Origin of the sequence: Rahnella victoriana, assembly GCF_021276285.1 — a bacterium.
In the GTDB taxonomy this organism is placed as follows: domain Bacteria; phylum Pseudomonadota; class Gammaproteobacteria; order Enterobacterales; family Enterobacteriaceae; genus Rahnella; species Rahnella victoriana.
Genome location: NZ_CP089919.1, coordinates 471263 through 493973, shown reverse-complemented (window position 1 = coordinate 493973; position 22711 = coordinate 471263). Strand labels below are relative to the sequence as shown.

The 22711-nt window shown below is 52.5% G+C and carries 23 protein-coding genes and 1 other RNA gene; 12 read left to right on the top strand and 12 right to left on the bottom strand.

Annotated elements, in window-relative coordinates; genetic code table 11:
* Positions 1 to 39 precede the first annotated feature (39 nt).
* Both queC and J9880_RS02470 read right to left on the bottom strand, forming a co-directional pair.
* On the bottom strand, positions 40 to 738 hold the full coding sequence (gene queC, locus J9880_RS02475; RefSeq protein WP_095924957.1) for a 7-cyano-7-deazaguanine synthase QueC: 699 nt from the start codon (positions 736 to 738) through the stop codon (positions 40 to 42).
* A gap of 109 nt (positions 739 to 847) precedes the next feature.
* Complete coding sequence (locus J9880_RS02470; protein WP_131693509.1) at positions 848 to 2560, bottom strand: SgrR family transcriptional regulator; 1713 nt, start codon at positions 2558 to 2560, stop codon at positions 848 to 850.
* Between the two features lie 191 nt (positions 2561 to 2751).
* Between J9880_RS02470 and cof the strand changes: the two genes are divergently transcribed.
* A complete protein-coding gene (gene cof, locus J9880_RS02465) occupies positions 2752 to 3570 on the top strand; it encodes an HMP-PP phosphatase (protein WP_131693508.1) in 819 nt (272 codons plus the stop codon).
* A gap of 166 nt (positions 3571 to 3736) precedes the next feature.
* Here cof and J9880_RS02460 read toward each other — a convergent pair whose 3' ends face one another.
* Positions 3737 to 4780, bottom strand: coding sequence for a PLP-dependent cysteine synthase family protein (locus tag J9880_RS02460; RefSeq protein ID WP_131693507.1), 1044 nt, complete (start codon positions 4778 to 4780; stop codon positions 3737 to 3739).
* Between the two features lie 120 nt (positions 4781 to 4900).
* On the opposite strand from J9880_RS02460, the gene J9880_RS02455 reads away from it, so the two are divergent.
* The 5 genes from J9880_RS02455 to amtB all read left to right on the top strand — a co-directional run bounded on the left by J9880_RS02455 (position 4901) and on the right by amtB (position 11113).
* Entirely contained in the window at positions 4901 to 5356 is a 456-nt protein-coding gene (locus J9880_RS02455; protein ID WP_095924961.1) for an Lrp/AsnC family transcriptional regulator, read from the top strand.
* A 136-nt stretch (positions 5357 to 5492) separates the two neighbouring features.
* Complete coding sequence (locus J9880_RS02450; RefSeq protein ID WP_232770036.1) at positions 5493 to 7265, top strand: SmdA family multidrug ABC transporter permease/ATP-binding protein; 1773 nt, start codon at positions 5493 to 5495, stop codon at positions 7263 to 7265.
* Positions 7225 to 9057 (top strand): SmdB family multidrug efflux ABC transporter permease/ATP-binding protein, encoded by a 1833-nt coding sequence (locus J9880_RS02445; RefSeq protein WP_131693505.1) that lies wholly within the window; start codon positions 7225 to 7227, stop codon positions 9055 to 9057. Before J9880_RS02450 ends, J9880_RS02445 begins: the two co-directional genes overlap by 41 nt.
* A gap of 342 nt (positions 9058 to 9399) precedes the next feature.
* A complete protein-coding gene (gene glnK, locus J9880_RS02440; protein WP_009639071.1) occupies positions 9400 to 9738 on the top strand; it encodes a P-II family nitrogen regulator in 339 nt (112 codons plus the stop codon).
* An 85-nt stretch (positions 9739 to 9823) separates the two neighbouring features.
* Positions 9824 to 11113 (top strand): ammonium transporter AmtB, encoded by a 1290-nt coding sequence (gene amtB, locus J9880_RS02435; RefSeq protein WP_095924964.1) that lies wholly within the window; start codon positions 9824 to 9826, stop codon positions 11111 to 11113.
* A gap of 144 nt (positions 11114 to 11257) precedes the next feature.
* On the opposite strand, the gene tesB is transcribed toward amtB, so the two are convergent.
* Complete coding sequence (gene tesB, locus J9880_RS02430) at positions 11258 to 12124, bottom strand: acyl-CoA thioesterase II (RefSeq protein WP_095924965.1); 867 nt, start codon at positions 12122 to 12124, stop codon at positions 11258 to 11260.
* A gap of 270 nt (positions 12125 to 12394) precedes the next feature.
* On the opposite strand from tesB, the gene J9880_RS02425 reads away from it, so the two are divergent.
* Positions 12395 to 12973 (top strand): YbaY family lipoprotein, encoded by a 579-nt coding sequence (locus J9880_RS02425; RefSeq protein ID WP_232770035.1) that lies wholly within the window; start codon positions 12395 to 12397, stop codon positions 12971 to 12973.
* 74 nt (positions 12974 to 13047) lie between these two features.
* Here the strand turns inward: J9880_RS02425 and J9880_RS02420 are convergent, their stop codons facing one another.
* Complete coding sequence (locus J9880_RS02420) at positions 13048 to 13356, bottom strand: MGMT family protein (protein ID WP_095924967.1); 309 nt, start codon at positions 13354 to 13356, stop codon at positions 13048 to 13050.
* 193 nt (positions 13357 to 13549) lie between these two features.
* Between J9880_RS02420 and ffs the strand changes: the two genes are divergently transcribed.
* An RNA gene (gene ffs / locus J9880_RS02415) (signal recognition particle sRNA small type) lies at positions 13550 to 13646 on the top strand.
* Positions 13647 to 13696: 50 nt separating this feature from the next.
* Here ffs and J9880_RS02410 read toward each other — a convergent pair.
* Together J9880_RS02410 and J9880_RS02405 are read right to left on the bottom strand one after the other, a co-directional pair.
* The gene (locus J9880_RS02410; RefSeq protein ID WP_095924968.1) at positions 13697 to 15046 is read right to left on the bottom strand and encodes an NCS2 family permease; all 1350 of its coding nucleotides are present in this window, start codon (positions 15044 to 15046) and stop codon (positions 13697 to 13699) included.
* A 76-nt stretch (positions 15047 to 15122) separates the two neighbouring features.
* On the bottom strand, positions 15123 to 16910 hold the full coding sequence (locus J9880_RS02405; protein ID WP_095924969.1) for an adenine deaminase: 1788 nt from the start codon (positions 16908 to 16910) through the stop codon (positions 15123 to 15125).
* Positions 16911 to 17047: 137 nt separating this feature from the next.
* Between J9880_RS02405 and J9880_RS02400 the strand changes: the two genes are divergently transcribed.
* Positions 17048 to 17989, top strand: a complete 942-nt coding sequence (locus J9880_RS02400; RefSeq protein WP_232770433.1) for a LysR family transcriptional regulator — start codon at positions 17048 to 17050, stop codon at positions 17987 to 17989.
* Between the two features lie 92 nt (positions 17990 to 18081).
* Here J9880_RS02400 and J9880_RS02395 read toward each other — a convergent pair whose 3' ends face one another.
* The 3 genes from J9880_RS02395 to J9880_RS02385 form a co-directional block, all read right to left on the bottom strand.
* On the bottom strand, positions 18082 to 18285 hold the full coding sequence (locus J9880_RS02395; RefSeq protein ID WP_056771138.1) for an HHA domain-containing protein: 204 nt from the start codon (positions 18283 to 18285) through the stop codon (positions 18082 to 18084).
* Positions 18286 to 18330: 45 nt separating this feature from the next.
* A complete protein-coding gene (gene tomB, locus J9880_RS02390; protein WP_232770034.1) occupies positions 18331 to 18699 on the bottom strand; it encodes an Hha toxicity modulator TomB in 369 nt (122 codons plus the stop codon).
* A gap of 232 nt (positions 18700 to 18931) precedes the next feature.
* Positions 18932 to 19285 (bottom strand): hypothetical protein, encoded by a 354-nt coding sequence (locus J9880_RS02385; RefSeq protein ID WP_119826777.1) that lies wholly within the window; start codon positions 19283 to 19285, stop codon positions 18932 to 18934.
* A 365-nt stretch (positions 19286 to 19650) separates the two neighbouring features.
* Here J9880_RS02385 and J9880_RS02380 point away from each other — a divergent pair, with 365 nt between their 5' ends.
* From J9880_RS02380 to J9880_RS02370, 3 genes are read left to right on the top strand one after another with little or no spacing between them, the layout of a single operon-like run.
* A complete protein-coding gene (locus J9880_RS02380) occupies positions 19651 to 20379 on the top strand; it encodes a metal ABC transporter ATP-binding protein (protein ID WP_232770033.1) in 729 nt (242 codons plus the stop codon).
* Positions 20376 to 21233, top strand: a complete 858-nt coding sequence (locus J9880_RS02375) for a metal ABC transporter permease (RefSeq protein ID WP_095924974.1) — start codon at positions 20376 to 20378, stop codon at positions 21231 to 21233. Before J9880_RS02380 ends, J9880_RS02375 begins: the two co-directional genes overlap by 4 nt.
* Positions 21234 to 21276: 43 nt before the next feature.
* Positions 21277 to 22155 carry a metal ABC transporter substrate-binding protein gene (locus J9880_RS02370; protein ID WP_232770032.1) on the top strand — a complete coding sequence of 293 codons (879 nt, stop codon included), beginning with the start codon at positions 21277 to 21279 and terminating at the stop codon, positions 22153 to 22155.
* 122 nt (positions 22156 to 22277) lie between these two features.
* Here J9880_RS02370 and ykgO read toward each other — a convergent pair whose 3' ends face one another.
* A complete protein-coding gene (gene ykgO / locus J9880_RS02365) occupies positions 22278 to 22418 on the bottom strand; it encodes a type B 50S ribosomal protein L36 (protein ID WP_119826771.1) in 141 nt (46 codons plus the stop codon).
* 20 nt (positions 22419 to 22438) lie between these two features.
* The gene (locus tag J9880_RS02360) at positions 22439 to 22693 is read right to left on the bottom strand and encodes a type B 50S ribosomal protein L31 (protein WP_095924977.1); all 255 of its coding nucleotides are present in this window, start codon (positions 22691 to 22693) and stop codon (positions 22439 to 22441) included.
* Between the last annotated feature and the right edge of the window lie 18 nt (positions 22694 to 22711).

The following is a 22711-nucleotide window of genomic DNA, read 5'->3' as shown; positions in this document are numbered from 1 at the left end:
GAGTGTTAGCCGCCCGTCACTGACTTCAGAAGGGGGTAATCAGCGCAGTCCGGTTTTCTTCTTCAGGCTGGCCATTACGCCCGTTTTATCCTGTTGATACTGTTGCAGACCATTGGCGCGTAAATGACAGGCTGCACATTCGCCACAACCATCACCGGCAATGCCGTTGTAGCAGGTCAGCGTTTGATGACGAACCAAATCCAGTTGCTGGTAATAATCGGCCAGTGCCCAGGTCTCGGCTTTATTCAGCCACATGAGCGGCGTTTCGAAACGAACATCACGCGCCAGACCCAGTGAAACCGCCGTATTCAGCGCCTTGACGAATTCATCGCGACAATCCGGATAGCCGGAGAAATCTGTTTCACAGACACCGGTGATCACCGCTTCTGCCTGGATCTGATAAGCATAGATAGCCGCCAGTGTCAGGAACAGAATATTACGGCCGGGAACGAACGTGCTTGGCAGACCGCCATTATTTTCGTCGCCGAAATTAGGAACAGGAATGTTATCGCGGGTCAGGCTGCTGACCGCCAGTTCGTTTAGCAACCCGACATCCAGTACTTTATGGGCACGCGCGCCCAGTTTCACTGACAACGTTTGGGCGATGTCAATTTCTGCACGGTGGCGCTGACCATAATCGAAAGTGACACAGTGGACTTCGTCATACTGCTTCAGAGCCTGAATCAGACAGGTTGTTGAGTCTTGTCCGCCGCTAAAAACCACCACTGCTCTTTTCATTCTGATTACCTGTTGTGTAAAACCATTGACTGAAATCCACTGCGCTCAGGGCAGCAAAACTGCCCTAATGGTACTTTCCTTTATCGCCAGAGTGTAGTGAAACAGCTCTTCAGGCACTTTCCGTTTGCAGGGGAGGAGGAACCCATGCCTGACAGAAATCAAACCAGCCCCAGGCAGTGAGTTGTACACCGCTGATGCGCGGCGGTGCGCTGACCTGATACTGATAGTTAAACAGAGGAGTGACGATGGCGGATTGCATCCACTGATAGAAATGTTCGCGCAGTTCGTCCGACCGGCGGTTCTCCTGCGGAATTTGCTGAATACGGGTCAGCCGTTTTTGCAGACGGGTATGCTCTTTTTCGCCCAGGATCCCCGGCCAGAGCGGATCCTGTTGCAGCCAGTTTTCCAGTGTGGCTTCCGGAGATTCACCAATCAGACGATCGCCAAGCAGCAGATCAGCGGACCCCAGCAATTCGCCGTCTTCCCAAAGGCGTCCGGCATGGTAAACCACCTCGAGTACGCAGCCTTCTTCTGCCAGTTTTTCCTGCAGCGCTTGTGCCACCAGTTCAAATTCAACCGGCGGATGAAACAGCAGTCTCAGTTTTTGTGGTAACGGAACATCAGCATCGTCATGTAAGGGGATCGGCCAGCCCGGCAGCATCTCCTTGCTGGCTTTCACCAGATCATGATCGATGGGTAAATTATCCAGCATGCCGCTGCGCTGGATTAAGCGGACAATTTTTTGCGCCTGAGAGGCGTTTAAAACACCGCGTTTCAGGTTGGCGGCGATATAGCAAAATCCCAGACTGGTGCTGCGTCTGACCGGCTTCACCCGCGATAATTCTTCCTGCTCACCCAGAATGATCCTCACCGGATGCTGGCAGCTGACGTTATTCTTCTGCGCAAACAGTTGCGGCGTGATCCAAAACTCAATGGCCGTCAGATAAGGATGCTGCAACGCGTACAGCGTGTGCTGTTCGAGCCTGACCAGTTCAGGGGAAAACGTCGTCAGCCGGAACGGCCCCGCGCCAATATGCGGATCATCAGGATGAGAAAGCAGACAATTGAGATCGGCAAAGCGGTGCGCCAGCCAGTAGTCTGGTTTATCAAGATCAAATTGCAGGCATAGCGCATGCGGCTGAGATATTTTGATCACTGACGCCAGATTGTGCTTAGCCCGCGGGAAATCCCGCAACTGTTGAAAACGGGTCATCAGTTGTGCTGTTTTCAAGGGTTCGCCGTTATGCCAGAACAGCTGACTGCGCAGAAAAAACTGCCAGGTTTTGCCGTTATTACTGATTTGCCAGTGATGAGCCAGATCCGGCTGAGGGGTCTGGTTCCCCGGAACAAAACGTGTCAGACCGGCATGAATGGTGTGCGCCAGATGCTGCTCGGCGCGGCCGGTCAGCGCCAGCGGATCCAATGACTGGAGCGGGCGGTAATAAGGGATGCGCAGCGTAGGGGCATCCTCCTGCCATTGCCCGCCAAGATGGGGAGAAAGCAGGGCATTCAGATGTGACGGATCCAACTGACTCAGCTGTAATGCGGCAGAGTGTTCCCCGTGGTTGAGCAAATCCTGCAGATAGGCGCCCCGTAATTCTTCCGGCGCTTTCAGGCAGCAAAGTGACGCACGTTTTCCCCGGCCAGCCTGCGACTGCCAGTCTATCCAGCCCGCATCCTGAAAATGAGACAGCAAGGTGCGGGTATGACGTTCACTGCAGCAGAAAATCTCCGCCAGTTCTGCCACGGTAAACTGCGCCGGAAGTTGTCCGGTTTTCAGGTAGAGACGCTGAAACTGATTGAGCCGGTTTTGCAGACGCACGGTAAATACGGAACCTCATTTTGCGGATGGATTAATCCGTTCAGCATATCTTACGTCTGGCGCGCTGGCTGAAGGTGAATCTGAAAGTGTGATCTAAAACCGGAACAGTATTCATAAACTGTTCACTATTAGTTCCGCAAATAGCAGTCCATACTTTGAACGTGAAAAACACCCCTGCTCAGAGAGAAAATATGTTCCGTTTAGCTGCATTTGATATGGATGGCACACTGCTTTTACCTGATCACACATTGGGCGAAAAAACGCTGGCGACGCTGAGACAGCTGGCGGAAAAGCCGGTGAAACTGACCTTTGCGACGGGCCGTCATTATCTCGAAATGAAAGATATTCTGGCGAATATCGGGCTGGATGGTTTTCTGATCACCGGTAACGGCACACGTATTCATGATTTGTCAGGCAACCGGCTGCATGCCAGTGATTTATCGGAAGATTGCGCGCATGAACTTCTGCATACCGTCTGGGATACGCCTGCAAGCCTGCATGTCTTCCGCGATGATGGCTGGTTCACCGCCCTCGACGACCCGGATTTGCTAATCCCGCATCAGTTCAGTGGCTTCCGCTATCAGTTGCAGGATCTGCGTTTATTGCCGGATTCGGGGAACAGCAAAGTTTGTTTCTGCGCTCCTCACGAAACCCTGCTGGCGCTGGTGCCTCAGCTTGAAGCGCACTTCGGCCCGCGGCTTGATTTGTGTTTTTCAGCGGCAGATTGTTTGGATGTTCAGCCCGCAGGCAGTAATAAAGGCAGCGCACTGGCGCTTCTAACCGCAGGTCTCGGGATAGAGATGGCCGAATGCATGGCATTCGGTGATGCGATGAATGACAAAGAAATGCTGGAAGGGGTCGGGATGGGGCTGATTATGGGCAACGCCTTACCGGCCTTAAAAGCCCAGTCGGCGCATCTACAAATTATCGGACATTGCCGCAATCAGGCTGTGTCTCACTTTTTGCAACACTGGCTGCACACTCCACACCTCACCTATTCCCCCGAATAAAAGGTATTGCAGCAAGCCGGGCCATTCTGTCCCGGCTTTTTTCCGTCATACTTCAAGCTGCTGATGCGCTGGCTGCGTTTGCTCACCCGAATCACTTAATCATGTAAGCTCATCGGGATTCACAAACTTGCCGCCTGCCTGCAACTCGAATTATTTTCGAAAAATATTAGTTAAGTCCTTCCAGTTGTGCAGCGTAACCCGAAATATCCCCGATATTGTTCGCCACCCAGGTGTCGTCAAAATAGGTATTCAGATACCGTTCGCCGCTGTCGCAAAGCAGGGTAACGATCGAACCGGTTTCGCCTTTCTCACGCATTTGTTTTGCCAGCTGTAACGCTCCCCACATATTGGTACCCGTGGAGCCGCCGACTTTGCGGCCCAGCACCTGCTCAAGCCAGCGAACGGTCGCGACACTGGCCGCATCAGGCACCTGCATCATGCTGTCGATGACGTCCGGGATAAATGAAGGTTCGGCGCGCGGACGGCCAATGCCCTCTATCCGGCTGCTGCACTGCGCGGTGACGCTGGCATTACGTTGCTGATAGTATTCGTAAAAGACCGAGTTTTCCGGATCTACCACCACCAGTTCAGTATCGTGCCCCAGATAGCGGATGTAACGTCCGAGTGTCGCAGAGGTTCCACCGGTACCGGCGCTCATCACCAGATAACGCGGTACAGGATGTGGCTCGCGAGACATCTGACGGAAAATACTGTCGGCAATATTGTTGTTTCCGCGCCAGTCGGTGGCACGCTCAGCATACGTAAACTGATCCATATAATGACCGTTTAGTTCTCTGGCGAGCTGTTCTGAAGCGGCATAGATTTGGCCGGAGTTTTCGACAAAATGACAGCGGCCGCCGTAAAACTCAATTTGCTGAATTTTGCGTGGCGCGGTGCAGGAAGGCATCACAGCAATAAAAGGCAGGCCAAGCAGACGTGCGAAATAGGCTTCAGAGATCGCGGTGCTGCCCGAAGAGGCTTCAATGATCGGCGTATTTTCGCGGATCCAGCCGTTACACAGGCCATATAAAAACAGTGAGCGCGCAAGACGGTGTTTCAGGCTGCCGGAAGGATGAGTGCTTTCATCCTTCAGATACAACGAAATCCCCGGGAAGTCGTTCAGCGCGAGACGAATCAAATGTGTATCGGCAGAACGTTGAAAATCAGCGTCGATTTCTTTAATCGCGTGGGTAACCCAGGCATTGCGCATGTTGCAGGCTCATGAAAGTGTTTTGATGAGAGTAAGAATAACGTAATCACCAGAGAAATAAGTTACTCTTTAGCCCATGAGATGCCGCTTTCGTAGCATTATTTTCTCCCGGAGTGCCTGATGGTAGATAAAACTGACCTCAAACTGTTATCCCTGCTGCAGCAAGACTGCACGCTGTCGCTCAATGAACTGGCCGAGGCTGTCAACCTCACCACCACGCCTTGCTGGAAACGCATTAAGCGTCTGGAAGATGACGGCATTATTTGCGGAAAGGTGGCATTACTTGATGGGGAAAAACTGGGGTTGAGCCTGACCGCATTCGTCCTGATTAAAACGCAACACCACAACAGCGAGTGGTATCAGCGATTTGTTCAGCAGGTCGAAGCCTTTCCGGAGGTGCTGGGTTTCTACCGGATGGCAGGGGAGTACGATTATTTGCTCCAGGTACAGGTCTCCGATATGAAAAGCTACGATAACTTTTACAAGCGACTTGTGAACGGCATTCCGGGACTGAACGATGTGACCTCCAGTTTTGCGATGGAACGCATTAAATCGACCACTGCATTGCCGATTTAATGCAAAAGTTGCAGTAAAAAGTTTCATCAGAAACGCCGGTTAAGTCTGGTATCCTTGTCATCCTGAAGAGTAAACGGGCCATTCAGATGCCCGTTTAACTCAATAAAATCATGAATTTTGGTATGGAAAACGCTGCGTGAGATTGTTTGCACAATTAGGCTGGTACTTCCGACGCGAATGGCGCCGGTATCTGGGTGCTGTAGCCTTACTGATCATTATCGCCGTTCTGCAATTGCTGCCCCCGAAACTGGTAGGCGTCATTATTGACGGCGTAACGTCAAAACAAATGTCTTACCGCGTGCTTTTTGCATGGCTCGGTCTGATGATCGGCACGGCCGTTGTCGTCTATCTGCTGCGTTACGTCTGGCGCGTGCTGTTATTCGGGGCGTCTTATCAGCTTGCGGTCGAACTGCGGCAGGATTTTTTCCGTCAGCTGAGCCGCCAGCATCCCGCTTTTTATCTGCGCCATCGTACCGGCGATTTGATCGCCCGTGCCACCAATGACGTGGATCGCGTGGTGTTTGCGGCCGGTGAGGGCGTGCTGACGCTGGTCGATTCTCTGGTTATGGGGCTGGCGGTACTGATCGTCATGGCAACGCAAATCAGCTGGGAACTGACCTTACTGTCACTGGTGCCGATGCCGGTGATGGCCATCATCATCAAGCGTTATGGCGACCAGTTGCATTCCCGCTTCAAAACCGCGCAGGCGGCGTTTTCGTCACTCAACGATCAGGCGCAGGAAAGCCTGACCAGCATCCGCATGATCAAAGCTTTTGGTCTGGAAAATCACCAGTCATCGCAATTTGCTGATGTGGCCGCAGATACCGGTGCGAAAAACATGCGGGTCGCCCGCGTTGATGCGCGTTTCGATCCGACAATTTATGTGTCCATCGGCATGGCAAACCTGTTGGCCATTGGCGGCGGTAGCTGGATGGTGGTCAACGGCCACCTGACCCTCGGTGAACTCACCAGTTTCGTGATGTACCTTGGCCTGATGATCTGGCCGATGCTGGCCCTTGCCTGGATGTTTAACATCGTGGAACGTGGCAGCGCGGCTTACAGTCGTATCCGCAGCCTGTTACAGGAAGCGCCGGCCGTCGCGGACGGCACCACACCACTACCGGCGGGGCGCGCGGTACTCGACGCGGATATCACCGGTTTCCATTATCCGGAGAACCGTCACGCAGCGTTAACCTCGGTTGCCTTTTCCCTGCAACCGGGGCAAATGCTGGGGTTATGCGGCCCGACGGGTTCCGGTAAAAGTACTTTGCTGGCTCTGCTGCAGCGCCAGTTTGATATGACCGAAGGCGAAGTGCGTTATCACGGGCTGTCCCTGAAAGAGATCCGCCTCGATGACTGGCGCGCCCGGCTGGCAGTGGTCAGCCAGACGCCGTTCCTGTTCTCTGACACCGTGGCGCAGAATATTGCGCTCGGAAGGCCGGAGGCCACGCAGGAAGAAATTGAAGAAGCGGCACGTCTTGCCAGTGTTCATGAAGACATTTTGCGTTTACCGCAGGGTTACGAAACGGAGGTCGGTGAGCGGGGCGTCATGCTTTCCGGCGGTCAGAAGCAACGTATTTCGATTGCGCGGGCGCTGTTGTTGAAAGCGGAAATCCTGATCCTGGATGATGCCTTATCCGCCGTCGATGGGCGTACTGAACACCAGATCCTGCATAACCTGCGCCAGTGGGGCAGTGACCGGACAGTGATCATCAGTGCGCATCGCCTGTCTGCCCTGACCGAAGCCAGTGAAATTCTGGTTTTCAGGCAGGGAAGTATTTCGCAGCGTGGCAATCATGACCAGCTTGCTGCGAAGCCGGGCTGGTACCGTGACATGTTCCGTTATCAGCAGTTAGAAGCCGCGCTGGATGATGTGCCGCAGGAAAAGGAGCCGGAACCTCGTGGCTGAACAGAAAACTAATAAAATTCAGAAGCTTTGGCCCACGCTGAAACGTCTTTTGAAATACGGAAAACCTTACAGCAGGCCATTATCTTTTGCGGTACTGATGCTATGGGTCGCAGCGGCTGCCGAAGTGACCGGGCCTATTCTGATCAGTTTCTTCATTGATCATTATGTCGCCAAAGGCGAAATGCCGTGGGGTAAAGTCAGCCTGCTCGCGCTGAGTTTTATCTTCCTGCAGTTTCTGGCGGCCAGTCTGCACTATTTTCAGGCGCTTTTGTTCAACCGTGCAGCGGTGGGCGTGGTCCAGCGTCTGCGTACGGATGTCATGGATGCGGCATTACGTCAGCCGTTAAGCGCCTTTGATACCCAGCCCGTCGGCCAGCTTATTTCCCGCGTGACCAACGACACGGAAGTGATCCGTGACTTGTATGTGACCGTGGTGTCGACGGTTTTGCGCAGCATTGCCCTGATCGGCGCGATGCTGGTGGCGATGTTCAGCCTTGACTGGCGGCTGGCGTCGGTCGCAATTTGCATCTTCCCGGCGGTGTTTGTCGTGATGGGGTTATATCAGATTTACAGTACGCCGGTGGTTCGCAAGGTGCGTGCGTATCTGGCGGATATTAATGATGGTTTCAACGAAGTCATCAACGGCATGAATGTAATTCAGCAATTCCGTCAGCAGAAACGGTTTGGTGAACGGCTTGCCCGCGCCAGTCAGTCTCATTATCTGGCGCGTATGCAAACGCTACGTCTGGAAGGCTTTCTGCTGCGTCCTTTGCTCAGCCTGTTTTCTTCGCTGATTCTCTGCGGGTTGTTGCTGTTGTTTGGATTCAGTGCTGAAGGGTCAGTCGGTGTCGGGGTGTTGTACGCTTTCATTAACTACCTTGGCAGGCTTAACGAACCGCTGATAGAACTGACATCGCAGCAGTCGATTATGCAACAGGCCGTTGTGGCGGGTGAGCGTATCTTTGACCTGATGGACAGAACCCAGCAGCAATACGGGCCGGATGACAAATTACTGACCAGCGGCGAGATTGATATTCGCGACGTCAGTTTTGCCTATCGCCCGGATAAATGGGTGCTGGAAAACATTTCCCTGCATGTCCCTTCGCGTGGATTTGTGGCACTGGTCGGGCACACCGGCAGTGGCAAAAGTACGCTGGCGAATCTGCTGATGGGCTATTACCCGCTCAATAAAGGCGAGATCAGGGTCGATGGTCGCAACCTCGCGGATCTGTCGCATACCAGTCTGCGAAAAGGGATTGCGATGGTTCAGCAGGATCCTGTTGTTCTTGCGGAGTCGGTATTCGCCAATGTGACCTTAGGCCGTGATATTGATGAGGCACAGGTCTGGCACGCGCTGGACATTGTGCAGCTTTCGCCGCTGGTACGAGAAATGCCGGAAGGGCTGAATACGCGACTCGGTGAGCAGGGCAATAATCTGTCTGTCGGGCAGAAGCAATTACTGGCGATGGCGCGCGTTTTGGTGCAGGCACCGGAAATTCTGATCCTTGACGAGGCAACGGCCAATATAGATTCGGGAACAGAGCAGGCGATCCAGCGTGCATTACGGGCAATTCGTCAGCAAACTACATTGGTGGTGATTGCTCACCGGTTATCGACGATTGTTGATGCGGATAATATTTTGGTATTGCACCGCGGGCAATCCGTGGAGCAGGGTAACCATCTGCAGTTGCTGGCAGAAAAAGGCCGGTATTATCAGATGTATCAGTTGCAACTTGCCGGACAGGAACTGGCTTCCGGCGGTCAGATTATATCTGCAACGGAAAATGCCTGACCACCCGCTGGCGTAGTGTCCACATTACGCCAGCCCTCTTTCAGCAGAAGTATTCTTTTCCCGCATTTACTCCCTCGCGCACCTTATTCATGCACCCCAAAGACGTCCTCCGATCTTATTGCACTAAAAAGCAGCGATAAGCACTTTAATGGTGCGTGTACTGCAACCCTGAATATGGCGCGGCAACTGTGCGCCGGGTCACGATTATTCTGAAAATGCCGTATTGCGCGGGAATGGCATGAATCTCTGTGGAATTTCAACTCTGGCACACCCTTTGCTTTAACCATTCGGTATCGGGCGCGAATCCTCTCGCGGCAAGCCCTTAATTCGAGGAGTGGCAAAATGAAGCTGGTTACTGTGGTGATCAAACCTTTTAAGCTGGAAGACGTGCGTGAAGCGCTGTCTGCTGTTGGAATTCAGGGGCTGACCGTAACGGAAGTTAAAGGTTTTGGCCGTCAGAAAGGTCACGCCGAACTTTACCGTGGCGCGGAATACAGCGTGAATTTTCTTCCAAAAGTAAAAATCGACATTGCTATCGCTGACGATCAGCTTGATGAAGTGATCGACGTGATCAGCAAAGCGGCCTACACCGGCAAGATCGGCGATGGCAAAATTTTCGTTGCTGAATTGCAACGTGTTATCCGTATTCGTACTGGTGAAACCGACGAAGCAGCACTGTAATTTCAGGCTTTTATCTCTCCAGCCATTCGGTTTGAGATAAATCAGATTAGAAAAAACAGTTTTGAGAAACAGGGGTGGGTTAATAATGAAAAAACTTTTATCCATGATGGGGCTTGGCGCAGTCGCATTGCTGCCTTCGCTTGCCATGGCAGCAGCACCAGCCGCCGCCAACGGCGCTGATAACGCCTTTATGATGATTTGTACCGCGCTGGTATTGTTTATGACCGTGCCTGGCGTGGCGTTGTTCTACGGCGGTTTGCTGCGTTCTAAAAACGTTTTATCCATGCTGACACAGGTTATTGTCACCTTTGCACTGGTCTGCGTACTGTGGATCCTCTACGGTTACAGCCTGGCATTCAGCGAAGGTAACGCCTTCTTCGGCGGTTTCGGTAACGTCATGATGAAAGGCATCGGCCTGGATTCTGTCACCGGCACCTTCTCCCAGATGATCCACGTTGCATTCCAGTGCTCGTTTGCCTGTATCACAGTGGCACTGATCGTGGGTGGCATCGCTGAACGTGTCCGCTTCTCGGCAGTACTGATTTTCACTGTGATCTGGCTGACCTTCTCCTACATCCCGATGGCACACATGGTATGGGCCGGTGGTTTCCTGGCCGCTGACGGCGCGCTGGACTTTGCGGGCGGTACGGTTGTTCATATCAACGCGGCAATCGCGGGTCTGGTCGGTGCTTACCTGCTGGGTAAACGTGCCGGTTTCGGTAAAGAAGCCTTCAAACCCCACAACCTGCCAATGGTCTTCACGGGTGCCGCTATCCTGTATGTCGGCTGGTTCGGCTTTAACGCCGGCTCTGCAAGTGCAGCAAGTTCCATTGCCGCGCTGGCGTTCCTGAACACTGTGATTGCAACTGCTGGCGCAATCCTGTCCTGGACACTGGTTGAGTGGATGGTTCGTGGTAAGCCGTCACTGTTAGGCGCAAGCTCCGGTGCTATCGCGGGTCTGGTGGCTATCACCCCGGCATGTGGTACGGTCGGTGTGGGTGGTGCTCTGATCATCGGTCTGGTTGGCGGTGTGACTGGCCTGTGGGGTGTGGTTACCCTGAAAAAATGGCTGCGTGTGGATGACACCTGTGACGTGTTCGGTGTGCATGGCGTGTGCGGTATCGTAGGTTGTCTGCTGACGGGTGTGTTCACTTCCAGCTCACTGGGCGGCGTAGGCTACGCAGAAGGCGTGACAATGGGCCATCAGGTCTGGGTTCAGTTCTTCAGCGTGTGCGTGACTCTGGTGTGGTCTGGCGTTGTGGCCTTCATCGGCTACAAAGTGGCTGACATGATCGTCGGTCTGCGTGTTCCGGAAGAACAAGAGCGCGAAGGTCTGGACGTTAACAGCCACGGCGAAAACGCGTATAACCAGTAATCCGGCAGTCATAAGATTTCAGAGAAAGTAGTGCGCTAATTCTCTTACTAAGCCGTTAAAAACAATAAAATAATGATGATATGCAAAAGGGGCGATATTGATATCGCCCCTTTTTAATGCGCCTTATTCAGCGAGTGTCCGGTGTTATTCAGGCGTTCGCTGGCGGATGACGCCTTCCTGCACCGTTGAGGCGACCAGCACGCCATCACGGGTATAGAACTGACCACGCACAAATCCGCGCGCGCCCGAAGCAGACGTACTTTCCACGGCGTACAACAGCCAGTCATCCATGCGGAAAGGGCGGTGGAACCACATCGAGTGGTCAATGGTCGCGACCTGCATGCCGGGTTCAAGGAACCCGATACCGTGCGGTTGCAGCGCCGTTGGCAGGAAGTTGAAATCCGACGCATAGCCCAGCAAATATTGATGGATCCGCAAATCATCGGGCATATCGCCATTGGCACGGAACCAGACTGCACGGTGTGGCTCTTCTTTACTGCCTTTCAGCGGGTTGTGGAATTTCACCGGACGCATTTCAATCGGCTTATGGCCGATGAATTTTTCGCGGAATTTTTCCGGGATCAGATGAGCCAGATTTTTAGCAATCTCTGATTCTGAGACCAGCGTTTCCGGCGGCGGCACGTCCGGCATGGTGTTCTGATGTTCAAAACCGCTTTCCTGACTCTGGAACGAGGCCGTCATATAGAAAATTGGCTTACCGTGCTGAACGGCTTTCACGCGGCGGGCGCTGAAGCTGTTGCCGTCGCGCAAGATTTCCACGTCATAGATAATCGGTTTGCTGCTGTCGCCCGGACGCAGGAAATAGCTGTGGAAGGAGTGGATCCCACGGTCAACCGGCACGGTTTGTTTGGCGGCATACAATGCCTGCCCGACTACCTGACCTCCAAAGACCTGACGTAAACCCAAATCTTCACTTTGACCACGAAACAGCCCTTCTTCAATTTTTTCCAGATCTAACAGATCCAGCAGATTTTTTAATGCCTGACTCATAGTGGCCTCATGAAAGTTACCGGTGATATCGACCTCAGTGACTCAGGGTAGTGCAGGCAGGAATCCTCTGAAATACACCTTCACCGACAGGTCTAACCTGTTAATCATAGTGGATCTTCCGTTTGCCCTGAAGATCTGTTTACCCGCGGACAGGAAAACCTCAGACTTTTGTGCCATGATTAATGGGTAAGCTGGTTAAAGTCACTAAATTCATCGTCGGCGTTTATTACAGCTTGTCGACAAGCGACTAATAAAAAGGGAGTACGATCAATGAAACTTTGGCAGATAGTAGGTGGAACCGCGCTGTCTCTGACTCTTGCCGGGTGCGCTCAGCATCATGAGGCACCAGCGCAGCAACCCCCTGTTAATACGGCGGCCAGTCCGGCCACTGAACCTGCGATCACCGGCCCGAATATGTCGGGTAGCGTGTTTATCAATCAGCGTGTGGCGTTGCCACCGGATGCGGTTCTGACGGTAACCCTGTCTGATGCGTCAGTGTCCGATGCGCCGTCGCGTGTGATTTCGCAGAAAGTGGCGAGAACCCAGGGCAAGCAGGCACCATTCAGCTTTATCCTGCCGTATAACCCGCAGGAAATTGCCCCCAATGCCCGCGTTCTGTTGAGCGCCGCCGTGACAGTTAACGGCCAGATGACCTTCGTCACCGATTCAATTAAAGAGGTGATTAACAACGGTCAGGGCACCCGTGCCGATCTGCAGCTGGTCCCGGTCGTTGCTGTACCGGTCGCCACGAAGCCGACGGCGTTAGGGCCGATGAGTAATCCGGCAAATCCGGGGATGGAGTCTTCACAGGCGCCAATCAGCGCAGTGCCAACGCAACCGACCTATTAACGTAATCGCGTTGTTATTGCAGGTATCAGGCACCGCTCCGGCGGTGCTTTTTAATGGCACGTTCGCACAAGCAACTACCATTTCCAGCCGTATTTCTCTAAATCCACTTTGCCTTTCTTAAAAATGATGCCTTCTGCCAGTAGCGCCTGACGCTGACGTTTAAAATCCTCACCTTGCAGGGAAATCTCGCCATGACGGTTAATGACCCGGTGCCATGGCAGTGTGCTGCCTTCAGGTAACTTTTTCAGTACACCGCCAACCTGACGCGCCGCCCGTGGCGAACCGGCCAGTTGCGCGACATTGCCGTAGGTGGTGACGTGTCCGGCCGGGATGGCGGCGATGATCTGAAATACGCGCTGGCGAAAGTTATCGGGTTCCGACATGACATCCTCCTCAGTGATTTGCGCACAGTATGACGCAAAAATTGGGGTTCTGTCCGGCCTGAATCAGGCGTATTGTTTAAGAAAACAACGGTTGTCGGCCGTTAACTTGCTTTTGCTTCGGGCATCACAGATAATGCCCACCGCTTCGATTCTCTTAGCAGAGAAATGAAGCCGACAACGTCAATGGGGGCCCTGTTGGTTCTCCCGCAACGCTAACTTGTCAACTTGGTCAGGTCCGGAAGGAAGCAGCCATGGCAGGTGTCGTGTGTGCCGGGATGTAGCTGGCAGGGCCTCCACCATTTCAGGCCCTCCCGTTTTACCTTCTCCCGATCAGCCCGTCTTAGTGATGCACCAGTGTGGCGAAATAATACACCAGCGGGATCGCCAGAATATAAAGGCCAACCGGCACTTCGCGCGCTTTCCCTGCCACCGCTTTAATGACCACGTAAAACAGCAGTCCGCCGGCGATACCCGTACCGAAGCTGTTTGAAATCAACGTGATCATCACCATCATCAGCACCGGCAGCGCATCGGTGAAATTCGCTAAATCCACTTTCCGCAGGTTACTGAACATGTTCAGGCCAATCAGAATCAGCGCGGGCGCGGTCGCCTCTTTCGGGATCATCAGCGCAACTGGCGTGAATAACAGCATCAGCAGGAACATCACGGCAGCAGCCAGCGCGGTCAGGCCGGTTTTTCCGCCTGCTTCAGCGGCAGCGGAAGATTCGATCAATGCGGTTGCCGCAGGAATTCCGACAACCGGACCCAGCGCCGCCGCAATAGAATCCACCATGAATGGCCGGTTGATGTGCTTCATATTGCCGTGTTCATCGAGCAATCCGGCTTCGCCGCCGACTGCCAGTGTGGTACCCATCGTCGAGAAAAATTCCGAAGCGAAGAAGATAAACAGGAACGGCAGGAAGGCGATATTCATGGCGCCGGTCAGATCGACTTTGCCCAGCAGCGGGGCCACGGAGTGTGGCAGGGATATCCATTGCGCGGGCAAATGCGTGACACCAAACGGGATGCCCGCAACCGTCGCCAGTAAGATGGCCCACAAAATGGCACCGGGTACTTTGCGCGCCTGTAAACCCACGGCGACCAGCAAACCGAGCAGCGCGATCAATGCGCCGGGCGCGGTAAAATCACCCAAAGCCAGCGCATGGGTTTTGGCATTTGCCATGACCAGCCCGGCATTTCGAAAACCCAGCAGGGCAACGAAAATACCGATGGAGGCGGTCAGTCCGAGCTTGATCGACTGGGGCACCGAACGGGTGACCACTTCACGCAACCCGAATACGGTCATCACGAAAAACAAAATCCCCGACCAGCAGGCGATACCCAGCGCGATGGGCCATGAAATGCCATCCCCCGCCAGTGTGATACCGACCAGAACGGAGCCGCCAATCCCCGGCCCGACCATAAAGGGCAGGTTGGCGTAAAATGCCATCAGCAGAGAACCCAGCACAAACACCAGGATCACGCCGGTGGTGGCCGCGCCTTTATCCATACCGCTGACCGCCAGTAAACCCGGGATCACCACCAGCAAATACGCCGCGGCCAGAAAGCCGGTGATCCCTGCCAGACATTCCGTTTTGACGTTGGTCTGGCGCTGGCGAAGCTGGAAACGGCGCAGCAGCGCGTTTTCCTCAGATGACGCCGTCACATTTTTCACAGAACTTTCGGACATGCTTACATTCCCCTGAAATAATTTTTATCTTGTTGTGTTTGCTATCATTTTTACGACGGGTGTGGCGAGGTGTGTCTCAGCTTTCTTCCGGCCAAATTTCCAGAACCGGGTTGACGATTTCACGTAAACCGCCATCTGTAAGCCCTAAATCGGTCAGATGTGGCCCGGCGTTACAGGCCAGACAGGTGCCTTCGATGGCCTTGAAAACCCTATATGGCGGCTCCCAGTCTGCGATACGCGCGCTGAGGTCGCGCAGATTTTTAAACTGTTCGGCTAATTCTGCCGCCGGTAATTCGGAAAGCATTCCGGCAATCGGCATATCCACTTTTGCCAGCAGTTTGCCATGCTGACTCAGCGCCATACCGCCGCCACTGGCGATCAGCTGATTGGCGGCCAGCATCATGTCCGCAGGCTCGCGTCCGATAACCACCAGATTGTGGGAGTCATGCGAATACGATGTGGCAATTGCGCCGCGTAATTCCCCCCAGCCTTCCAGCAGCGCCATTTTCGGCGTGGCATCGTGACGGCCATGACGGTGTTGTACCCAAATCAGACTGAAGCCGTCAGGGATCTCTGCCGCTCCGTCGCGCACATTGACGACCACTTCACCCCATTGCGTAAAGCGCGCGCCTTTGATATTGCGCAGACGCGCTTTGCCGTTGTTCAGTCCGGGAATGTGCAGCCTGAAATCCGCCGCACTCAATGCTTTTAATCGCATGGTATCGCGCGGAGGCGTCACGCCGCTGGCGGCTGAAGGCGTAAACAGAAGTTTGCCGTGTCGGGCGACGCAGGTGCCTGCGACGTAAACCGCGCGTGGATCCAGCGTCTCCAGCGAGTCAAACGCGATGATGTCCGCCGTGCGCCCTGCGGCAATCAGACCCAAATCGTGACGTTGCATACGGATAGCCGCATTGAACGTCGCCATTCTCAGCACGTCTTCCGCACGCAGACCGCAGGCCATCAGCAGTCTGATTAAGGCAATCAGGCCGCCTTTTTCCAGCAAATGATCCGGCGGGACGTCATCGGTACACAGCGTGATTTGTGAGGAAAGGTGCGGAAGCTTCAGCAATGTGGCCGCGATGTCAGGCAGAAGATAAGGATGCGAGCCGCGAATCTGCAACGTCAGCCCGGCACGCAGTTTTTCAAGCGCATCTTCGGCAGACGTCAGCTCGTGATCGGAGGTTACGCCAGCGGCGAGATAAGCCTGCAATTGCTCATCTTTCAGACCCCTGGCATGTCCTTCAATCAATTTACCGCTGTTTAATCCGGCTTCAAGGATCTCCAGCATGCGTTCGCTGCCGTTGAGCACGCCGTACATATCCATCACTTCAGCAACGCCAGCCACTTCCGGCCAGCTCAGCATGGTCTGCATTTCCTGCCCCTTGAAATCCGCACCGGACATTTCTAATCCGGGCGTTGAAGGGACGCTGGAGGGCGCGGCACAAATCACCCGCAAAGGCAGATTACGGCTCGATTGCACGGCATAGCGAACACCGGCCACACCGAGCACATTTGCCAGTTCATGCGGATCCCAAAATACAGTGGTCGTGCCCTGCGCGACGACGATTTCCGCGTATTTTTCCGGGGGCAGGTGTGAGCTTTCGATATGTACATGTGTATCGATAAGGCCGGGGGAAAGGTAGCTGCCTGATAAATCATCGACATTCTCTTTCTGAGTGAATTTCCCACGCGGGTGCACGCTGGCAATCATATTGCCGGTGATACCGACGTCGGCTTCTCGTAGCTCTCCGGTGACCATGTCGATCACACGGGCGTTTATCAGCAGGCGGTCAAACGGGATTTTGCCCAGAGCAGCATTCACAGCCCGCTGGCGCTGGGGCAGGGAAGCGAGGTTATCGGTCATTTCAGTATCCGGATTTACACAGTGATTGGGCTAATGTAGGGAGAGGCGAAGGCTTTGCACAGATGAATTATTTTATCCGTTTATAAGATGCGGTTATGCTGAGCAAACGTTTTCTATTTTTTGCGGAATAGCTGCTGATTATGTCTGAACCCTGGCGCCGGTTGCCTGCTCTCTCCCTTAAGCAAATTCAATATTTTGTGACGCTGGCGCAATTGCGCAGTTTCACCGAAACGGCCAATCGTCTGGCCATCAGCCAGCCTGCCCTGAGCAGCGCGTTGCGGCAAATTGAATCTGTACTCGGGGGAAAATTACTCAACCGTACCGCACAGGGTGTGAGCCTGACTGAGCAGGGAGAAGCTGTCCTGCCATATGCAGAACGCTTATTGAATACCGCGCACAGTGTCTTCGATGATATGCAGCAAATTATGCGGCAGGGTGGGGACGGGACATTACGTATCGGATTAGTCCCTTCGGTGAGTACATTATTATTTCCGGCGGTTCCGCAGTTATTATCCGAATATTTCCCTGATATGCGTGTGGAATTCCACGACCTCACTAATGATGCATTATTACTGGAACTGGAAAATGGTTCGGTGGATTTTGGTATCGGAGCCACAGACAGTACGGTACCGGCAACAATCGCCGTGTATCCGTTGCTTGAAGACCCTTTTGTGGCGGTGATCCGGCGTGACGATGCGCTGGCGGAAGGCCATAATGTGCCGTGGCGGCAACTGGTAAAAAGAGATATTGCATTGTTTTCAAAAGGAAATGTCAGCAGACTGGTGACGTCACTGATTGAAAGTCATCGGCTAAATTTGCAAATTGGTTATCGGGTGGATTTTCAGGAGACATTATACGGACTGGTGCGTTCGCGTCTGGCCGTGGCTATTTTGCCTGAGCTATATACTGCAACGCTCAATGATAATGAATTAACCGTGATTCATTTGCAGCAGCCGACATTAAGCCGAACTGTGGCAATGATGCGCAAACCTGCACCGCTGCGATCGCCAAAAACGGAACAGTGTTTCCAGTTTCTGTTACAGACATTTCATCGGCAAATCAAAGAGAAAGCAGAGTAACCGGATGGCAGAAAATCGTTAAATAACGCTTAAGTGATGTCGCTTAAATAACAGGCATTAGGCCGAAGTGTATTTCGGCCCAGCCCTGACGATCAGCGTACGAATTTCCAGACCGCTACCGGGATTTTATCGTACAGCTTGTTCATCGTTAGCTCCGCTAAACGATGGTCAGCCGCCGAGTAAAACAATTCCAGTTCGTCGTCGGAGAGTTCGTACTTATTCTTTTCAATGACACGTTCAAGTGTATCAATAGTGGTGCATTTTCTTAAACGCATCAAATAGTCGATTTTGTTCATCTTAGCCTTTTCATTTTTATCTGATGACTGCATATAAATTATTACTCAAGTCTTCATTAGGGTACAGATGTAGTCCCCTGAGAACATTCTGAATAGTCGCTTCTTGGTTTTCTGCCATTGGCGCAAATCAGAATCGTTAATTCCATAATTACTGAACAGGGTGTAGGTATCATCCAGATACTCTTCAACCCGATCAGTTAAATGGTTATCGTCGGGATGCTTTATTTTAAAACTCATCACAAAAGATGCAATGTGTTCAATCAGTTCGTTGAGCTGCAGGTTAACCGCTGAAGTCGGGTCATTAACCCAACCGTGATGGCTGTCACCCAGTGTCGCAATTCCTTCGTCGTACAGCATTTCATTCAGGTAGCGTAACTGAGCGATGTCGTGCCGCTTAGGCGAGTACTCATCCATATCATCCCCTCCGTAATGGTTTATTCGGTGTTGATAACACTCTGTGAGTAAACAACAAAACTTAATGGCTTACAGGAAACGGCTCTCACTTCTGACGCTATGAACTGGCTTACAACTTCAAAGATAATCACAATGAATCCCTCTTTGAATGGAGGGCTACACTGTTTAATATACAGTCAGCATTTTAAATATAATTCATTTTCGGAAAGCTGTGCAAACGTATTACTCAAACTTACAATTCTTCCGCCATAGTGCCTTTCGATAATTCAATAATATCAAACTCCAGTCCGTCCGCTTTAACCTGGAATGTGACACTTTGCGTCGTGAATTCCTGCGCATTTATGTCCAGACAACCATTGAAAATCGTCCATCGGAACTGGTAAGTCATTGAATAATAGTTTTTGTCAATTTGTCTTATTGACACGATTTGCAAAGAATTAGGTTCATAACGCGCATTTTCTGAGAAATAAGTTAAATCACCAATTAACGGTTCTTCAATTTCAGATAACGCAGGCTCAATAATCTGTTGTAAATCCTGAGCAGTCAGAGTTTCCCCATTAATATCGTAAGGGATGATTTTTTTCAACGCGTTGACCTCTTAACTGTATTCCTTTTCATTATTGCATACTTTTATCAGGATGTGTTTTGAGCGGAGAAAAAAAATTCCGGGCACAAAAATCGTAACTTTCTGATTGTAATGCAATTTACTATCTATTCATTAATTTTTACCCTTTTCTAACAGTTCTCCTGCCACCGCGACCTCAAACACGGTGAAAAAAACTGACACAGTTGACGTATTGATACCTGATGCAAGTTGTGATGTTATATTGTAACGATCGGAGGGGTCATGACCAAAACACTCTTTACACTTTCTTCGCCAGTCCGCTGTCTTGCGGTACTGGCCGTGCTTGCCGTTTTGTGGGCTGCGATTTACTGGGCAATTTCTCTACCATGATTTTTGTAAACGATGTCGAAGTCGGCTATGACCGGCAGGCCGTTGCCATGCCGCTTAACGGGCAATTTCAGTCAGGTTCACTGACCGCAGTTATTGGTGCCAATGGCGCGGGAAAATCCACGTTTCTCAAAACGCTGGCTGGGCTTCAGCAGGCGGTGGCGGGAAACATTTCATTTACAGGCGGTAAGCGCCCGCGTCTTGCGTATCTGCCACAGCAGGCCGAACTGGACCGCAGTTTTCCTATCAGCGTGTTTGATCTGGTGGCGATGGGATGCTGGCCTCAGAGCGGGTTATTTGGCGGTATCAGTCGTCAGTCCGCAGTGGCTGTCGGTCAGGCACTTGAGACCGTCGGGATGACGGAAATGTCGCATTTACCGGTCGGTTCACTTTCCGGCGGCCAATTGCAACGCACGCTTTTCGCGCGTTTGCTGGTTCAGCAGGCACCGCTCATTATGCTGGATGAACCCTTCACCGGCATCGATACGCAGACGACGGATCTGCTGCTGAACGTTATTGCGCAGTGGCATCAGGAAGGCAAAACCGTGATTGCTGTTTTGCATGATATCTCGATGGTGTCCCGTCACTTTCCGCATGTGTTGTATCTCAGCGCACAGCAAAATTTATGGGGAAGTGCCCGCGATGTGCTGGGGCATTTCCCGCATCAGGCGCATGCCTGTATTTCGAGCGAACCTTTCTCCCTGACGACGGGAGTCGCCAATTCATGATGCTTTTTCATTTACTGGCCGATCCTTTTATTGAATTCGGTTTCATGCGCCGGGCATTAATCGCCTGCATCGCGTTATCCATCAGTGCCACACCGCTGGGGGTTTTCCTGTTACTTCGCCGGATGAGTCTGGTCGGGGATGCCCTGTCGCACGCCGTTTTACCCGGGGCAGCCATCGGCTATCTGATCTCGGGTATGTCTCTGGTGGCGATGGGAATCGGCGGTTTTATCGCGGGGCTGGCGGTGGCGATGTTATCCGGACTCGTCAGTCGCCGTACGCAATTAAAAGAAGATGCCAGTTTCGCCGGATTTTACCTTGGCTCGCTGGCGCTGGGTGTCACGCTGGTCTCCCTGCGCGGTTCCAGTGTGGATCTTTTGCATGTGTTGTTTGGCTCCATTCTCGCCATTGATTCTTCCGCCATGATCATGGTTGGCATCATTACCAGCCTGTCCTTGCTGGTGCTGGCCTGTATCTATCGCGCACTGGTGATTGAATCCTTTGATCCGTTGTTCCTGCGCGTGAGTGCCGGAAAATGGCTGGCGGCGATCCACGGTATTTTTCTGGCGCTGGTGGTAATTAATCTGGTCGCCGGTTTTCAGATCCTTGGCACACTGATGTCGGTAGGGCTGATGATGTTGCCCGCCGCCAGTGCCCGTTTCTGGGCGCAGGATCTGCCTCATACATTGCTGAGTGCCATGATCATTGGCGTGATCGCCAGCGTCGTCGGCCTCATCTGGTCTTACTACGCCTCACTACCGGCTGGCCCGGCCATTGTGCTCAGTGCCACCGTTATTTTCTTTATTTCCGTTTTATTTGGAAAGCGTGGCGGCATGTTAACCGCCTCGCGATGTTAAGCCGTTGTATGTTAATAAGCAGTACCACCATTAAGGGGACATGATGAAAGTATTACCTGTATCACTCGCAGTAGCTGCCCTGCTGTCGAGCCCGCTGGCTATGGCAAAAACGGTCGAAGCGGTGGCCAGTTTTTCCATCCTCGGGGATATCGTTCAGGAAGTCGGTGGCGAACATGTGAATGTCACCACGTTAGTCGGCCCGGACGGCGATCCGCACAGTTTTGAACCTGCGCCGAAAGACAGCAAAGCCATTAACGCCTCTGACGTTGTGTTTGTCAGCGGTCTGGGGCTGGAAGGGTGGATTGACCGTCTGGTGACGGCTTCCGGTTATAAAGGCCATCTGGTGACGGCATCGGAAGGTGTGGACTCCCGCAAGATGGAAGAAGACGGTAAGCAAATCACCGATCCGCACGCCTGGAACAGCATGGCGAATGGTGTGATTTATGCGACCAATGTGATGAATACACTGATCAAAGCCGATCCGGAAGATGCGGATTACTTCCGTCAGCGTGGAACGGCTTACATTGAACAATTGCAGAAGCTTGACGCGTGGGCGAAAACTGAATTTACCGGTATTCCGCAGTCAAAACGTAAAGTGCTGACCAGCCATGATGCCTTTGGTTATTTTGGTCAGGAATATCACGTCAGCTTTATGGCACCGGTCGGTTTTTCAACGGAAGCAGAAGCCAGTGCCAGCGGTGTCGCTTCTCTGATCAAACAAATCAAAGCGGAGAAGGTGAAAACCTACTTTATCGAAAACCAGACTGATCCACGCCTGGTTAAGCAGATTGCGGCGGCCAGCGGTGCTGAGCCTGGTGGTGAGCTGTATCCGGAAGCGTTGTCAGGACCACAAGGCCCGGCGACAACCTACGTCAAAGCGTTCAGACACAATGTGGAAACGATTGTCGCCAGCATGAAATAAGAACTCCCTCCTCACCATGAAACGGTGGGGAGGTTTACATCATGTCTTAACATAAGAAAAAGCCCCGTCGGGCAAGCGGCGGGGCTTTTATTTTTTGTATATCAGGTCGGGAAGGGGCGTCATTAACGCTTTTTCTTCTTACCCTGTACGGCTTTAAAGCGCGGGTTGCTTTTACAAATCACATAAATCCGGCCTTTACGGCGGACAACACAGCAATCCGGATGACGATTTTTCGCGGAACGTAATGAACTCAGAACCTGCATAACGATTTCCCTGATGTTGTTTATTTCTTACCGAGGAAGCTGCCGAAACGCTGGTTGAAGCGCGCGGTACTGCCTTCTTTTGAGTACTCTTTTTGCTTACCGGTGTAGTAAGGATGAGAGGATGAGGAGACTTCAATCGTGATATACGGGTAGGTTGCCCCTTCCAGTTCAATGGTGCGATCCGTCGAAATGGTGGAACCGACTTTGAAGTATTCATCAGCACTGGTGTCGTGAAAAACCACGGTGCGATACGCAGGATGGATAGCGGGTTTCATAATGCCTCTAAATGTTAT